This window comes from uncultured Ellagibacter sp., from assembly GCF_934636505.1.
GTDB lineage: Bacteria > Actinomycetota > Coriobacteriia > Coriobacteriales > Eggerthellaceae > Ellagibacter.
Genome location: NZ_CAKUAL010000004.1, coordinates 42,666 through 58,448, shown reverse-complemented (window position 1 = coordinate 58,448; position 15,783 = coordinate 42,666). Strand labels below are relative to the sequence as shown.

Annotated in this window: 14 protein-coding genes; 3 read left to right on the top strand and 11 right to left on the bottom strand. The window is 62.3% G+C overall.

The features are described from left to right. Together acpS and glmS are read right to left on the bottom strand one after the other, a co-directional pair. Positions 1-434, bottom strand: a 434-nt coding sequence (gene acpS, locus Q0G18_RS01070; protein WP_297148699.1) for a holo-ACP synthase, incomplete at its 3' end; no start/stop codon positions are given. A 15-nt stretch (positions 435-449) separates the two neighbouring features. Next, positions 450-2,276, bottom strand: a complete 1,827-nt coding sequence (glmS, locus tag Q0G18_RS01065) for a glutamine--fructose-6-phosphate transaminase (isomerizing) (RefSeq protein WP_297148696.1) — start codon at positions 2,274-2,276, stop codon at positions 450-452. A gap of 80 nt (positions 2,277-2,356) precedes the next feature. On the opposite strand from glmS, the gene Q0G18_RS01060 reads away from it, so the two are divergent. The 3 genes from Q0G18_RS01060 to Q0G18_RS01050 all read left to right on the top strand — a co-directional run bounded on the left by Q0G18_RS01060 (position 2,357) and on the right by Q0G18_RS01050 (position 3,701). Beyond that, positions 2,357-2,506 carry a hypothetical protein gene (locus Q0G18_RS01060; RefSeq protein WP_297148693.1) on the top strand — a complete coding sequence of 50 codons (150 nt, stop codon included), beginning with the start codon at positions 2,357-2,359 and terminating at the stop codon, positions 2,504-2,506. A 106-nt stretch (positions 2,507-2,612) separates the two neighbouring features. Further along, positions 2,613-3,044 carry a helix-turn-helix transcriptional regulator gene (locus Q0G18_RS01055; RefSeq protein WP_297148690.1) on the top strand — a complete coding sequence of 144 codons (432 nt, stop codon included), beginning with the start codon at positions 2,613-2,615 and terminating at the stop codon, positions 3,042-3,044. Positions 3,045-3,131: 87 nt separating this feature from the next. Continuing rightward, positions 3,132-3,701 carry a flavin reductase family protein gene (locus tag Q0G18_RS01050; RefSeq protein WP_297148688.1) on the top strand — a complete coding sequence of 190 codons (570 nt, stop codon included), beginning with the start codon at positions 3,132-3,134 and terminating at the stop codon, positions 3,699-3,701. Between the two features lie 153 nt (positions 3,702-3,854). On the opposite strand, the gene Q0G18_RS01045 is transcribed toward Q0G18_RS01050, so the two are convergent. The 9 genes from Q0G18_RS01045 to Q0G18_RS01005 form a co-directional block, all read right to left on the bottom strand. Then, entirely contained in the window at positions 3,855-4,292 is a 438-nt protein-coding gene (locus Q0G18_RS01045) for a GNAT family N-acetyltransferase (RefSeq protein ID WP_297148687.1), read from the bottom strand. A gap of 14 nt (positions 4,293-4,306) precedes the next feature. After that, positions 4,307-5,332, bottom strand: coding sequence for a DUF169 domain-containing protein (locus tag Q0G18_RS01040; protein ID WP_297148684.1), 1,026 nt, complete (start codon positions 5,330-5,332; stop codon positions 4,307-4,309). A gap of 5 nt (positions 5,333-5,337) precedes the next feature. Further along, a complete protein-coding gene (locus Q0G18_RS01035; protein ID WP_297148682.1) occupies positions 5,338-6,654 on the bottom strand; it encodes a radical SAM protein in 1,317 nt (438 codons plus the stop codon). A 63-nt stretch (positions 6,655-6,717) separates the two neighbouring features. Continuing rightward, complete coding sequence (locus Q0G18_RS01030; protein WP_297148679.1) at positions 6,718-7,581, bottom strand: DUF2064 domain-containing protein; 864 nt, start codon at positions 7,579-7,581, stop codon at positions 6,718-6,720. A gap of 82 nt (positions 7,582-7,663) precedes the next feature. Beyond that, positions 7,664-9,943 carry a molybdopterin-dependent oxidoreductase gene (locus Q0G18_RS01025; protein ID WP_297148677.1) on the bottom strand — a complete coding sequence of 760 codons (2,280 nt, stop codon included), beginning with the start codon at positions 9,941-9,943 and terminating at the stop codon, positions 7,664-7,666. Beyond that, positions 9,944-10,951 carry a heterodisulfide reductase-related iron-sulfur binding cluster gene (locus Q0G18_RS01020; protein ID WP_297148675.1) on the bottom strand — a complete coding sequence of 336 codons (1,008 nt, stop codon included), beginning with the start codon at positions 10,949-10,951 and terminating at the stop codon, positions 9,944-9,946. Positions 10,952-11,141: 190 nt separating this feature from the next. After that, the gene (nrfD, locus tag Q0G18_RS01015; protein ID WP_296060432.1) at positions 11,142-12,128 is read right to left on the bottom strand and encodes an NrfD/PsrC family molybdoenzyme membrane anchor subunit; all 987 of its coding nucleotides are present in this window, start codon (positions 12,126-12,128) and stop codon (positions 11,142-11,144) included. Next, positions 12,128-12,706, bottom strand: coding sequence for a 4Fe-4S dicluster domain-containing protein (locus Q0G18_RS01010; RefSeq protein WP_297148673.1), 579 nt, complete (start codon positions 12,704-12,706; stop codon positions 12,128-12,130). The genes nrfD and Q0G18_RS01010 overlap by 1 nt, the downstream gene beginning before the upstream one ends. Positions 12,707-12,735: 29 nt before the next feature. Then, positions 12,736-15,606: a molybdopterin-dependent oxidoreductase gene (locus Q0G18_RS01005; protein WP_297148671.1), complete on the bottom strand. Its 2,871-nt coding sequence runs from the start codon at positions 15,604-15,606 to the stop codon at positions 12,736-12,738. Positions 15,607-15,783 lie beyond the last annotated feature (177 nt).

The following is a 15,783-nucleotide window of genomic DNA, read 5'->3' as shown; positions in this document are numbered from 1 at the left end:
GCCAAAGCGCACGCGACGGCATCGGTATGCGTATACGAAAGCGAGATGGGAAGCTCGCGAACGCCCAGCTCCTTGGCTACCTGCTTCGCGCGGCCCGACAGCACCACATAAGGCCGCCCCTTCGACGAACGCTTCACCTCGATGTCGCGCACTCCGATTCCGCGAGTGAAACCCGTCCCAAGAGCCTTCACCACGGCCTCCTTCGCAGCGAAGCGCGTGGCGAAATGGACCTCGGGTGCGGCCGTGTCCTCGCAGTAGCAGCATTCCTCGCAGGAAAACACCTTGCGCGCGAACGACGGAGTGCGCTCCAGAATCTTCTTCATGCGCGCAATCTCGACGATGTCGACGCCAAGGCCGACCGCCCCGTCGATGGGCAGCGACACTGCGGCGGCGTCCTCGACCGCGCGAACGGTCTCCTCTTTCCGTGCAGGCATCAAAACTCCGCTTCTCTATTCCACCGTCACGCTCTTCGCGAGGTTGCGCGGCTGGTCGACATCGCAACCGCGCTCGACGGCGATGGCGCGGGCGAACAGCTGCAGCGGCACGCTCGCCGTAATGGCGGAAAACGCATCGCGAACCTTCGGGATGTAAATCACGTGGTCAGCGTGCTGTTTGATGTCCTCATCGCCCTCGGTTGCCACGGCAACGATCATCGCGCCACGGGCCTTACTTTCCTGCAGGTTGGAAACGACCTTGTCGTAGACCGGGCTCTTCGTCGCGATGGCGATGACGGGGAACCCTTCGTCGATGAGCGCGATCGGACCGTGCTTCATCTCGCCAGCGGGGTACGCCTCGGCGTGCAGGTAGCTGATTTCCTTCAGCTTGAGCGCGCCCTCGTAGCTGATGGCGGCGCCCATGCCGCGCCCGATGAAGAGCGCGTTGCGGGCATCCTTGCACGCGCGCGCCGCCTCCTCGATGGAGGGCTTGCACTCGGCGAGGATGCGCTCGACCTGCTCGGCCGTGTCGGCCAGCTCGCGGAACAACAGACGAATCTGGTTCATGCGAAGCTTGCCCTTCGCCTGGGCGAGCAGCATCGCGAGCAGCGTCAAGCTTACCACCTGGCCCAAGAACGACTTCGTCGACGCAACGGCGATTTCCTTGTTCGCCTTCGTGTAGATGACGCCGTCGGACTCGCGCGCCACGGGGCTGCCCACCACGTTGGTGATGCCGAACACGCGAGCGCCCTTCACGCGGGCGTCGCGGATAGCGGCGAGCGTGTCGGCCGTCTCGCCCGACTGGGACACCGCCACGACGAGGGTCGTCGGGGTGATGATGGGGTTGCGATAGCGAAACTCGCTTGCGACTTCGCATTCCGTGGGGATGCGCGCCCAGCCCTCGATCAGGTTCTTCGCGATGAGGCCCGCATGGTAGCTCGTGCCGCACGCGATGACGTACACGCGGTCGATGAGGTTGAGCTCCTCAGGCGTCAGGTCAAGCTCGTCAATGGAAAGCGCGCCGTTCACAAGCCGCCCAGCAAGCGTGTCGCGGATGACGCGCGGTTGCTCGTGGATCTCCTTCAGCATGAAATCGGGATAGCCGCCCTTTTCGGCCAGGTCAAGGTCCCAATCGACATGCGTGATGCGCGGCTCGATCGCACGTCCCGCCTCATCGGTGTACTCGATGCCCGACGCGGTCATGCGCGCGTACTCGCCGTCCCCCAAGATGACGACGTCGCGCGTGGCGTCGATCATGGCAATCATGTCGGAAGCGACGTATGCGCCATCTTCCCCTTGCCCAATGACAATCGGGGAATCCTTGCGCGTGACCGCGATGACGCCCGGCTCCATGTCGCAAACAGCGGCAAGACCGTACGCGCCCACGATACGAGAGCACGCCTCGCGCAGCGCTGCAACGAGATCGCCCTGATAGGCCTCTTCAAGAAGATGGGCGACGACCTCGGTATCGGTCTCGCTCGTGAAGACGTGCCCGCGGCCTTCAAGCTCTTCGCGCAGCTCAGCGAAGTTCTCGATGATACCGTTGTGCACGACGGCGATATGCCCGCCGCAAGAAGTGTGCGGATGCGCGTTCGCTTCGCTCGGTTTGCCATGCGTAGCCCAACGCGTGTGCCCGATGCCGCACGTGCCCTGGAAATCAAAATGCGACAGCGTGTGCTCCAGGCTCGCCACCTTGCCTTTGCGATGGATGACAGCAAGGGAGTCGCCCTCTTGCACCGCGATGCCAGCCGAATCGTAACCGCGGTACTCAAGCCGTGTTAAACCCTGAATGAGAATGCCCTGAGCTGGGCGTTTACCAGTATATCCCACGATTCCGCACATATGAGAGCTCCTTGTCGTCAGGCGCGGGCGGCGCTTTTTCCGCACCTATTTTAGGCGATTCGCGAAGGTTGGAAGTTCCCATGACCGTCAAAGCAGAAAATCAATCGGCAATGGCGCATCCTCGCGCGATGGCACCGGCCAAGCCCCGCGAAACCACATCGCCACGGGTCCTGTCGCACACCCTGCTCGCGCGATTCGCCTTTCGAAATCCGCCGCGCTCGCGCGACTAACCGAAAGCCACTGCATTCTTTCGGAAAATATTGGCAGGCTGATTAGCTTTGAGCGATAATAAGGAGTTGTTTCAGACGTATACGTGTACGAAAGAGGTCCTGCATTATGTGGAGCAGCTGCCATCCAAAGTCGGATGACGACTTGAAGGAATGCGCCGAGCTGGGCAAATCGCTCAATCGTCTTTCCCAACCCACCATTCTCACCCTGCTTGCCCAATCGGAAACCCCGCTTCATGGCTACATCATCGTCCAGCAAGCGGCCAGCTCCCCGATGTTTGGCGGAAAGAAACCCGACGCGACAGGCGTCTACCGCGCGCTCAAGCGCATGGAGGAATCGGGGCTTGTCACCTCTGAGTGGGAAACTCCCGCCGAAGGATCGGCGAAACGCCTGTTCAAGCTTACGGAAAAGGGCCGTCGCTGCCTGCGTCGCTGGATCGACGCGCTCGCCTGCTACGAGCTCACGCTCGAAGAGCTTCGCAAGGACGCCGCCGACGCGCTCAACATCGAGCTTCCCGACGCACCGACCTGCTCGCACTAGCTTTCGCACTCGATTCGCTCATGGCGGTGAGCCCCTCGACTGCGAGAGATCCGCTATCACCCTCTCTCACCTGGGAAAAGGAGCCCCATGAGCGAATCATCCGCGCGTCGTGCGCAAGATTTCCCCGAAGTGTTCGGCCGCGACATCGCCGCGCTGCAAGACCCGCGCCCCATGACCATCATCGGCGCATGCGGCCTCAGTGGCGAAACTTGCTTCGCCACCGTCATCTGGGTCACGCCGCTTTCCCACAATCCCCCGCTCATCGGCTTCGCCCTCCGCGCGAAATCGCGCACTATGCAGCTTATCCAGCAATCGAGAGCCTGTAGCATCACCACGCTTCCCGCGACCGAAAAGGCCGTCAAACTTGCGGAATACTGCGGCACTACCTCGGGGAACATCGTCAACAAGGCCTCGCAAGTCCCCCACTTCACCGCAACCGCAGAAAACGGCTCGCCCGTTCCTGTGCCCGAGCTCGCCTATGCATGGGAAGTTTGCGGAGTGAACGATATCCAGCAAGCTGGCGATCACCTGCTTGTCATCTGCAATGTGGAGAAAGCGCATATCGACTGCGAACGCGACGGAAAAGGCCAGCTCATTCCCCACGATATGCTCCTCTGCGTGCAACACGGCACCTACGCCGCTGACCGCGTGCTCTAGCAGGCCCGCAAGCTCCCAGCGACCAAAGCGACCCACCGCTGTGAGCACCTTGGGCTCGCGCATCACCGCTCACCCCAAAGAAAAACACGGGCTCTGCCACTTCGACGATGGCAGAACCCGTGTTTGTTTCTCAATTCGCTTTTCCCGGAGCCCTTACGCGCCCTCGCGCTTCCATCCCATGGGAAGCGGGCCGCACTCCTCGATGAGCGGGCATCCGTCGCATTCCTCCGTCACACCGGGGGCGATGTCGTCCCAGGGAATCTCGGTGAACCCCAAAACACGGTAGAACTCGATCGATTTCCCGCGTGCTACCAGGCGAATCTCGTCGTGATGCGCTCTGGCGTCGTCGATAAGCGCCCGCCCGACGCCATACCCGCGCCACTGCTCGTTGATTACCACGGGATTCACGTGCGCGATTCCCGCCTCACTGAACGCCAGACGGCAAAAGCCCACGCAATCGTCGTCACCGTTCGCCGCGACGGTGACGTTCTCAAGCGAGGGGATGGCATCCATCCCCTCGTTGTACGCATAGTAATTGATAAGCGCCCAGTCGCTCTCGCGTGCCGGGCGCAGCGTAAATAAATCGCTCATGACCTGGCCTTATACTACATAATAGGCGGCACATAGATCTTCATGCGCGAGTGCGGGATAGCCTTCAGCGAAAGCTCGATCAGCCCCTGCGCGACCGTCTCCAAGCGATCGGTCGGGATTCCCATGAACATCATGTCCTCGCCGATGTCGGTCGCCGCTCGGCAGCCGTAGCATCCAAACGTAATGTTCGGCTCCTCTTTCATCAGAGGATACAGCACTGCTTCCACGCACATCGAGTTGAAACCCGATGCATGGAAATCGAAGCGATGGCCGCTGTAGTAGCTCATCGACATGCACAGCCACATCATCTGCTCGGGTGTGCCAGTGAACACGACCACTTCGGGCTTGCGCACCGTCTTCGAAAGCGGTGCGACGTAAGTGGCGCGGCGGCTGTGCGGCGGAAGCGTCGGGCGCTCGCGCACCATGCGCGCAGCGGCTTCCGCGTTCACCACCTTGTGGAAGAGCACGTAAATCTCGCCCGTCGCCAGCTTCTCGGGAACGCCCGTCATACCGAAAATCGACGTGCCATCAGGGCATGAGTGGCGAAACGGCGGCATGAGGATGCTCGCACCGCGGCGCGCGGCCATCATCGCCTGGCAAAAACGCAGGTTCTCAGAGGGCATGGGGACGTCGGGAAGAAGCTCGTCCTTGTCGATGAGGCTCACCGCGACGGGGCGCCAGCGAAGGTCGAGCTTGTCCATGATGGTGCGCTCCAGCTCGGCATAGTGCCGGTGAAGCTCGGAGTCGATCGGCTCGGCGCGCGGCTCGTCCGCGAAGGGGTCATACGTTGCGTCCCCCTCGCATTCAACGGTGAGCGCACGCTGGGGACAGTTGCCCGCGCACGTAGTGCACCCCACGCAGTTGTCGATGTGCGCCGCGAAGGGATAGCCCTCCTCGTTCGCCTCGAGCACATTGCAGGGGCAAAACGCGATGCACAGGCCGCACTTCACGCAGCGCGACGCATCGTTTGCCACCGAATAAACGGTCTCGCTCGCGTCGTTGGAGGCGTCCCACAACGCGATCTGATCTTGAGTGTCCATGTTCGCTACCGCAATTCTTCCTTGCACCAGGGCGGATACACGCGTCGTCCCGAAGAGTCCGTCAGATGGTACGAGCAGAACGGAATGGCCCGCCCATCAGGCACGGTGACCATCATGGAGCACTCGCGCAGACGCTGCGTGTCCATGGAGATGGCATCCATGTAGTTCATGATGATGACCGACAGGCCGCTTTTCACCTCGACGCCCTTCTTGGAGAGGATGTCCAAGAACACCGAGCCCTGCGGGCTGTCGGGGCTGTAGCCTTCGCGATATTCCTCGGTCGTCATCGCGCGCGTCGCGGGATAGAATCCGGACGGATGCGCGGGCACGCCCTCGGGCGGGGTGCCGTGCACCAGGAACACGCCGGTATCGCACAGCGGGTTGGAGCACCCGAGCGGCCAGATGTCCTCCACACGCAGAAGGCCGTCGGACTGCTCGGCCAGATCGAAGATGACGTCGCCTGCGCTCATGGGCATGGCGCGCTCGGCGTCGAAACGACCAGAGGTGAAAGCAGGCTGCAGCGCCAAGCCAGCCACGACGTCGGCGTTCTCAAGCGAGAAGCGCAGAAGGTCGCCCAGCTGGTCGTCGTTGAGGCCGGAAACGACCGCGACGGAAAGCACCACCTGGATGCCGACCTCGCGGCAGCGCTCGATCACCTTGAGCTTGGTCGCCAGGATATCGCGCCCGCACGTGCCCTTGTACACGTCGCCCGTCAAGCCATCGAAAGAGAGGTACACGCCAGTGAGGCCCGCGGCGACAAGATCTTCGAGATAGCCTTCCTTGTTCGCGATGACAAGGCCGTTCGTGTTGACCTCGATCCCCCAGAAGCCCTTTTCGCGACCCATGTAAATGATGTCGACCAGATCCTTGCGGCAGGTGGGCTCGCCGCCGGTGATCTGCACCGCGCCGTCGGTTCCCACCGCGTTCGCGATCACGTCGTACATCGCCGAGATCTCATCGAGTGTCGGGTCGCCCTCGCCGGTCTCGGCGCTCATGAAGCACACGGGGCAATGCAGGTTGCAATTGCGCGTGACCTCGATCTCGAGCAGCGTGCCGCGGCGCTCGTGGCGCGCGCAGGTGCCGCACCCGAACGGGCACTTGTCCGTCACGGGAATGGTGTTTTGCGGCTTGGTCTTCTCGAACGCCTCGGAGAGCAGCCACTCGTAGTGCTCAGCGGAGGGCCACATGCGCGTGTCGAGCTTGCCGTGCTCGGGGCACGTGCGCGTCATCCACACGACCCCCTCGTCGTCGGCGTACACCTCCGCCGGCAACTCCTTCAGGCACGTTGGGCACAGTGCCCCCGTAGTATGCAAAGTACGCAAAATCTCGTCCTATCTGGTCTGAAACAACGGCCCGTTGTGACGGCTGATAAGCCGCCGCAACCCCTATTCGTCGATGTACTGACGAGGGTCGTGGTTGTCGTTCGGCGGCGTGGAGACGCGGATGTTCATGAAGTCGCACCAATCGAGCACGCGCTGCGGCACGTAGATCTCGGTCTGGTACTTCGCGGCCTCCTTGATCGCGCGGATGCAGGACACGGCGTGAGCGAGGTCGACCTTCTCGTCGATGTCGGCGACGGGCGTGAAGTACGCCGAGGGGATGTCCATCTCCTGGAGCTTCTCCACGTAGGCGTCGAGCGCGGGCTTGCCGGTGAGGTTGTAGTACACGCCCTGATGGTTGATCGGCGTGTTGTAGCTAAAGCCGACAAGCGACGTGCCGCATTCCTGGCAGGGAGCCTGCACGAAGCCCGGGGTCCCCAGGTCTTGGAAGTAGTCCAGCCACTGGAAAGCCTGCGAGATGTGGGTGATCGGCATGGTCGGAACGTCGCCTCCGACGGAGACGATGTGCTCATAGCCCATGTCGAAGATCTGCTTGAAGGCATCGTCGAAGTGGTCGTCGAACGTGGCTCCCTTGTCGGTGATGTAGTGGATCTCCATGGGCCACTTGCCAAGCGAGTCGTAGGTCTCGCGCATGAGCTCGACGTTGTCTGCCGGCGTGGTCGACACGAAGAAGTCGTAGGTGATCTTATCGACCGACGGATCCTCGGCAACGAGGGCGTCGTTGTCCGCCTGCATCGACAGAAGCGCCTGCATGCACATCTCGCTCACGTCGTACAGGCAACGGCGGAACAGCTCTGCCGCCTGCTCGGGGCTCAAAAAGCCACCGCGCTCAATCGTCAGGCGCGTCTTCACCAGACCCGGGACGGGCGGCTTGCAGAACAGGAGCAACGCTTGTTTTTTCTCTGCCACAATACTCTCCTTCGTATATCACTCGCTCGATTTCGAGCGCATTCACCATTAGTGCACCTTGCATATTATAGGACGCGAGCCGCTATCTGGCATCATCCTTGTCCGCATCGGTACGTTCTTTCATGTAGGGATCATCCTGCCACGAAAGGGTTGCATCGACCTTCCTGATCACGCAATCGATGGCGTTGTACCACCAGGTGCCGATCATGGGCTCGCCCGTCGCAACCGAGCAGGTCGTCAGACAGTTCACGTTCGACTCCCACATGCCGCCGAAGTCGGGCGCGCCCGGCGTCCACTCGGGGTGCCACCAGCCATAATCGACGCTCACCATATCGTCGCGCATCGTGCGCACCTCCAGCACGAAGCGCGCGCTCCCCTTGTCGGTGGCAACCTCGACGGTGTCTCCCGCGCGAAGTCCCAGCCGCTGAGCCGTCGCGGGCGAGATTTCCACCGCAGGATGCGGCAAGGATTTGCGGAACTTCGGGTTGTTGAAGTACATCGACGCGTTGTAGGGCTGCTTGCGCGCACCCGTGACCATCGCCAGATGAGCTCCCCCGCACGCCTCGGCGCGAGCGATGAGCTCGTCTGAGCAAAGCGAGAGGCAGGGCGCAGGCTCGGGCAGGCGCTGGCCGCCGAAATCGGGAAGGATCTCGCTTGCAAGCTCTATCTTCCCCGTGGTGGTGGCAAAGCCCCGCGGGTTGCCCGTCTCATCGGGATACAGGTACTTGAAGGGGACGGGCGGGCGGAAGTACATGCCACGCTCGCAGTACTCTTCCCAGGTCATGCCCGCGCGAGCGAGCACGTCCTCAAGCGCGTCCTTGAACGTCTCGTGCGGCCACGCCTCTGCTTGTCCCAGGCGAAGCCCCAAAGCGCGGAAGATATCGTAGTCGCTTCTGCGCTCGTAGTACGGCTCGACCGCCGCCGGGCCACCGTAGGCGATGTTCGCGACGCCGCCATGCTGCTGGAAGAGCGGACGCTCGATCGCCCCTGCGCAGGGCAGAACGAAATCGGCGATCGAGGCGGTCGGCGTCAGGTAGTAGTCGATCACCACGATCAGATCGAGCCCCATGAGCGCGTTGAACACGCGATGCGTATCGGCGTAAGTGAGCAGCGGGTTCGTCGCGTTCACGATGAGCGCGCGCACCGGATAGGGCTCGCCTGTCTCCATCGCGCGGAGTACGAGATCGGGATGAGCCGAGGTCATGTAGCGTGTCGGAAGCCTGCAACCCAAGCGCTCGGTCACCTTCTGCACTTTCGCGTATCCCTCGTAGCATTGAAGCGGGGTGTAGGGGGTGTTCAGGCAGCGCGCCTTGTGTTCGGGCGCCATCTCGTCGGTCATCTCGAGCTCGACTTCCGTAGTGAAGTCGCTCATCTCGGTAATGATGCAGGCGCCGGGCTTGTCAACGTTGCCCGTGATCGCACGCAAACAGCAGATCGCGCGGTGCGTGGGCGCCACGTTGCGGCCCGACTGGTCGATACCGCGCCCCGAAACGAGTGCCGCCGCCTGGGCACGCCCGAACCAGCGCGCCGCAGTGCGGACGTCATCGGCCGACACGCCGCAGAACTCGGCGACGTACTCGGGCGTGAATCGCGCCACATGGGCGGCGAACTCGTCGAAGCCATGGCACCATTCCGCAACGAAATCGCGGTCGTAGAGGCCCTCGGCGATGATGACGTTCGCGAAGCCGAGCGCAAGGGCGCAATCCGTACCCGTCTTCGGCGCGATCCACAAATCGGCGCAGGAGGCGGTCTTGGTGTAGCGCGGATCGATCACCACAAGTGGCGTATCCGACTTTCCGATGCGGCGAATCGACTGCCACCAGAGCGAATTGTCTGATTCGGCGGGGTTCGTTCCCCAGATGAAGACGCATTCCGTGTCGTCGTTGATGTCGGCCTCGATCGTCCAACCGAACGTGAGCGCATCCATCCAGATGCGCGGGTTCCAGCAGATCTGCCCGATGCCCATGTTGTTCGGCGAGCCAAACATGTTCATGAAGCGGTGCAGCGGCCAAAACGACGCATGAGGCCCGCCAATCATGGATGCAAGCGTTTCGGACCTATACCGGTCGCGCAGCTGCGACAGACGCTGCGCGATGTCGTCAAGCGCCTCGTCCCAGCTCACGCGCTCCCATTCGTTCGCCCCACGCGCACCGACGCGGCGCAGGGGGTAGTTCACGCGGTCGTCCCCGTCGAGCACGTCGAGGTTCATCTTCCAGCGGCGGCACCCCGCGAGCACCTTCGGGTCGTAAGGGTATCGCGAAGGGTCGGGCTCCAGATCCACGACGCGCCCGTCTTCCACCGTCGCATGAAACGCGCAGAGATACCCGCAGAAATGACAGTTCGTTTTGCGCACCTCGCGCATTTACGCATCCTCCTTCGCGGCTCCCTCGCCGCCGAGTCCAACGAAATTCCTTGCGCCTTGCCCCTGCTTCTCGACGCCAAGCGAGTCGTCGAACAGGAAGCGCAGCTTCATGTAGGCATCGGCATGATACCAGTCGATGCGCCAGTTGAAGAGCAGCTCGAGGTAATGGAACACCGGAACCTCGCGCTGCGCCATCATCAGCTGAAACGTGCAGCTAACGCATGCCGTGACAATCGCGCTCGCACCCAGATCGGACGCGTCTTGCCCATGCTCTTGCGCCTGGGCGTCGGCAAGCTCGGTCTTTCCAGCGGCGCGGGCAAGCGACCCGCAGCATACCGAGCGTTTGCGCACCTTCTCGCCCTCGACGAGCAGCTCCTCAGGCATGAGCGCACGCAGCCCGTCGGCGAACTCACCCGTCTTCTTGTCGGGGCACGAATCGTGCGGCATGAAGAGAAGCGATTCGGGCGCCTCGCATGCCTCGGTGGGGATGCCCCCCTCGTCGTACCAATCGGGATGGCGCCAGGCAAGCTCGCGGTTGAGCATCTCGCGCGCGATGCCGGCGTCGATACGGTAGCCCATCTTCGCGAGCAGCGACGGAAGCGCGACGATTTCCACATCCTGCGTGCGCTCGTCGCGGGCAAGGGCGCCCCGAAGCGCGAGCACGCAGTTCGGGCATGCGGCGACGATGCGGCGCGTGCCGCAGGCGACCACCTGCTCGATGAGCTCGGCCTCGAACGTGCGGCGCTGAGCCGGCCCGTCGGGCTCGTATTGCAAGATCTTGCCGCAGCAGAGAAGCGAGATTCCCTCGACCTCGCCTGCTGATTTCAGCAGGTCATACACCGACTGCACAAGCGGCAAGCCGTAATTGATAAGCGAACACCCGGGAAAGAACAGCGATGCGCACGCACCACCCTCGCCCGACTGCTCGACCATAAGCGCCTGCAACCCCGGGTAATCGCACGTAATCGAGCTTCCCGTCAAAGCGTCATCGAACACATAAGGTCCCATGGCGTCTCCTCTCCATCCTCTGCCTTGCTCGCAGAGTTTTCCGTCATCAATGCGAACGCGCCCCAACCGCTTCGCCCTCATGCAGGAAAACTGCTCTTGATACAAGGCGAACCCGACCTCGTGCAAGGTCGGGTTCGCAACATGCTCGATCAAGCGCCCAGGCTATTCAACCTGGGAGACAAGCGAGAACTTAGTACATGTTCTCGCCGTAGGTCCAATGCTCGACGAACTCCGCATGGGGGTCGGCCGTGCGGCTGCAGTAGCGGTTCTCACCCGGAATCTCGGCGCGCTCGTCAGAGTACACGCAGAGGTAACGGAGCAGCAGGCCACCGCAGAGCACGAGGACGGGAGCCACCACGGTGGAAGCCGCGGAGTCAGCGCCGAAGACGTACAGGAGGAACGGGATGACCAGACCGCAAGCGATCATGCCAAGCCAGAACAGCGGGGCGGTCTTGCCGACGACCCAGCGACGGGCAACTGCCTTCTGGGTGACGTTGCCGGCGCCCAGGAAGGAGAGGATCATGATGAGCAGAACGGTGATCTCCGCGCAGACCAGGATGATGTCGACGACATGGATGATCTCGTGAATCTCCTCGGTGGCTGCAAGCAGGGCCACGGTCGGCTCAGCGAAGATGCCCAGCGACAGCGCGATAGCGGCGCAAGCGGTGGACAGGGCCGAGATGGTGAACAGCACGGGCAGTGCCGGAGTCGCCCAGAAGGAGTGAGCCTTCAGGGTCGAGAGCATGACGCCCGTGTACACCATGATGCCGAAGCCGGCGATGCCGGCGATCGTGGCGAACACCGGGGTACCGCCGCCGAACACGGAGGCGATGGCGCCCAGGAAGCCCCAATCAAGCGGCAGCACGTCCAGATAGCCGAGCAGCCAGAAGATATCGCCGAACATGGCAATGACAAGGAGCGTTGCGCCCCATTTGATGATTGCCGTCGCCGTTGTCCACACTCGCCAGAACACAAGCGGCTGACCGAGCTCGAACACGAGGAAGAAGCAGCCGATAGCGAGCGCAGCGAGCGCGAAGAACATCGGCACGAAGAAGAGCGAGCCCGTGCCAGGGTTGACGATGAGGCTCATGATAGCCGTGAGGCACATGATGCCGCCGCCGAGGCCACCCAAGAACAGGTAGATGACAATCGGCGCTTCCCAATAATGATGCTTCATTATCGCTGACCTCCCAAATCCGGAATGTAGTAGACCTGAGGCTCCGTGCCGTGCTCGGTGAACAGGCGCTCAGTATGGAGCGAGTTGACGAGCTTCGACACTTCGCTGTTGGGATCGTCCAGGTCGCCGAAGATACGGGCCTTCTGGTGGCACGTCTGCACGCAGTACGGCATCGAGCCGGGCTCTTCCGCACGACGGTCCTTGCAGAAGGTGCACTTGCGCACGAAGCGATGCAGGCGCGGGCCAAGCACCGAGGCGTCGCGCATGCCGTAGGGGCAGGCATTGACGCACACCTTGCAGGCCATGCACTTCTTGGAGTCGACCCACACGACGCCGTCGTCGTCCTGCTGGGACGCGCCGGTCGGGCAGCAGGGGACGCACTCGGGGTTGGCGCAGTGCATGCACAGCGTCGGGGTGTAGGTGCGATGGACGTGGGGCCATTTGCCCTGAGCGCCCTCGGTCACCACGGGGTTGTAGATGATATCGAGCGGCAGGTCGTTCCACGTACGGCAGGCAACCGTGCAGGAGTGACAGCCGATGCAACGACGCTGGTCGATGACCATAGCATAACGAGTCATTATCTATCCTTTCCTACTCGATAGCCTGATTATTCCTCGATGGCTTCGTAGCTCATCGTGTAACGCTTGCCCGTTTCCTCGTCGATGAGGCCGTTGGTGGTGGGGTCGTAAGCCCAGCCATAATAGGCGTCATGGTAGACGTTGGTCGCGGGGTCGATCAGCCAACCGCTTTCGGGGTTGTAGATGTAGGGCTTGTCGCCGAGGCGAGCGTAACCCTTCTCGCTATCCCAGGTGAGCTGCTCGGGCACGGCGTAAGGAGCATCCTGGCCCGGGTACAGACGAACACCTGCGAGCTCGGCGATCTCCTGGCGCTCCATCGTGTACTTCTTGCCGGTGGCCTTGTCCATGAGGCAGTTCTCAGCGGCAACGTAGTACCAGCCGGTGTGAGCGTCGACGTACTCGTTGGTCTTCGGGTCGATGAGCCAGCCGGAATCGTCCAGACGGAACTGGGTGGAATCCTGGTAGAGCGCATCGTTTTGCCACTGCCAGCTGAAGCCTTCGGGAACTTCCTTCGTGCAAGCCGGAGCCTCGAAGGGAATCTTCTCCCAGCGAAGCACGCGGTGCTTGAGATCCTCGGGATCGGTGGAGATGCCCGGCGTCTTCGCGCAACCAGGAATAGACCAGGTCTTGTCCTTGGCGTTCCACTCGTGGTCGGCCTCGGTGCACTTGTAAACCTTGCACATCAGGCCGCGGTTCGCCCAGGAGCCGCCCATCGGGTCGCAGTCCCACTCGTCGACAGAGGTGAGGACGTTGGTGTTGGACTCGAGGCAGCCGAACGGGTTGTCCAAATCGATGTTGGTATCGCGCTCGGGGAACCACCAGCCGCGCGGCACGAACACAACGCGGGGATCGACCTCGGGCTCGACGTTCGCGCGCATCTTGATGCGGCCGCGCTGGGTCTCGATCCAGCACCAGTCACCGTACTCGATGCCGAGCTTCTCAGCGAGCTCGGGGTTGATCGAGAAGTACGGATCCGGGTAGATATAGCGCATGCCCGCCATCTGGAAGTGCTCGGAGTGGTGATACGGCATGAAGCCGCCGCCCGTGGTGAGCACGATCGGGTACTCTTCGGCAAGTTCCGGATTGTCGATGTCGTTCTCAGCGCAGGGCAGGTAGGTCGGCATGCCAGGATAGCCCAGCTCGCGCAGGATCGTGGAGTTGCACTCGATCTTGCCGGTCGGCGTCCAGAAGCCACCGCGCGTAACGTACTTGTTCTGGTGCAGCGGCGGATAGTACATGCGGATGTTGTTGACGAAGTCGTTCCAGTCGGTGCAGGGAAGACCCAGCGGAGCGATGATGTAGGAGTAGACTTCCTCTTCCGTCTCCCACGGCCAGTTCGCGGGATCTTGACCGCAGGCCAGGCCGAGCATGCGCCAGAAGGACATGTCGGTGTGACGGTCGAACTTCGGCTGGATGGCGCGGCGGCCGCCCATGACGGAGTCGGTTGCGCCGTAGTGCGTGACGATCGTCGGACGCTCGAGAGCGCCGGCGGCCGGGAACACGTAGTCGGAGAAGAGCGCTGCCGGGGTCATCCAGTAATCGACGGTGACCAGGAATTCGACCTTCTTCAGGGCGGCGAGCGTCATCTTGGAGTCGCCGTAGGAGTTCACCGGGTTGGTCGCGTTGCAGATGAGAGCGCGGATCTGGTAGGGCTCACCGGTGAGGATCGCCTTGAACACGCTCGGGCCGTGAGCCTCGCAGAACCACTCTGCGGGAAGCGTCTTGCCCCAGGTGCGCTTGGCGTTGTTGGAGATGAGCGTGTAGCCGGGCCAAGAGGTCAGCTTGAACTTGTCAGAGCCGATCTGCTTCGCCTTCTGCTCCTCGGGAAGCAGCTCGTTGAGCTCGAGCTCTTCGTCGGTGATGAAGTTGAGAGCAGGGCCGGGCATACCGTCGCCGCCGGGAACCTCGAGGTTGCCGGTGATGGCGCGCATAAGCTGGCGAGCCTGAGAGCCGGTCGCGGACGCAGGTCCGAACTGGTCCCAAGAGCAGCCCCACTGGATGCAGCCGGGCTTGGTGGTCGCGTACATGCGAGCAGCCTTGCGGATGTCCTCCGGGTCGAGCCAGGTGATGGGGGCAGCCCATTCCGGCGTGTACGGAGCCATGTGCTCACGCAGCTCCTCGAAGCCGTCGCACCACTGGTCGACGAACTCGAAGTCGTAGAGGAACTCGTTGATGATGACGTTGAGCATCGCGAGCGAGAGCGCGGTGTCCGAGCCCGGCCGCAGCGGCAGCCACAGGTCTGCCTTGCAGGCGGTTTCGGAGAAACGCGGGTCGACGTAGATAATCTTCATGCCCGCGAGCTGAAGGTCGGTGTAGCCGTGCATGGAGGGCAGCGAAGATGCGCCCGGGTTCATGCCCCAAAGAATGAGGCAGCGAGCAGCGCCCAGGTCGGTCTCAAACGGAGACCAGCCGGCGACGACCGTCTCGGCCATGAACGTCGGGATCCAGCACAGAAGTGCATTGTGGAAACCGTTCGGCGTGCCGAACTGGTTCAGGAAGCGGCGACGCGCCCAGTCATCGGTACGGGTCGTGCCGCCGGCGGAAGCAACCGCCTCAGCGCCCGACTCGGCCTTGATCTGGTTGAGTCGCTCGGCGACCTCTTTGATCGCCTGATCGTACGGGATCTGCTCCCACTTGTTCTCGCCCTTCTCGCCAGCGCGCTTGAGCGCGTGGTTGATGCGGGCGGGATGGTTGACGTGCAAAAGCGCGCTCGTTCCGCGGCAGCACAGACCACCCTGGTTGTTGTAATCGGGATCGCCTTCGATCTTGATTACGTCGCCGTCCTTGACATAGGCAAGGACACCGCAGTTGGCATGGCAGAAATAGCACTGCGTTCTGATGCGCTCGACGCCTTCGGCGAGTTCGCCGTTCTCGTCGTAAATGCTGACCTTATCAGCCATCTACCTTCCCCTCTTCTTCTCGTCCTACAGACACCTACTATTCGGTTCGTCGGGTTTTTGCGACCTGCGCATTGTCCGAAAGCGCACGGCACGCCCCGACGCGTTGACAGCGGTAGTGTACGGAAGAGTCCCTCTGCAAGCATCGCCCCGCCAGTCTGAATTCCCCCGACGGATAAA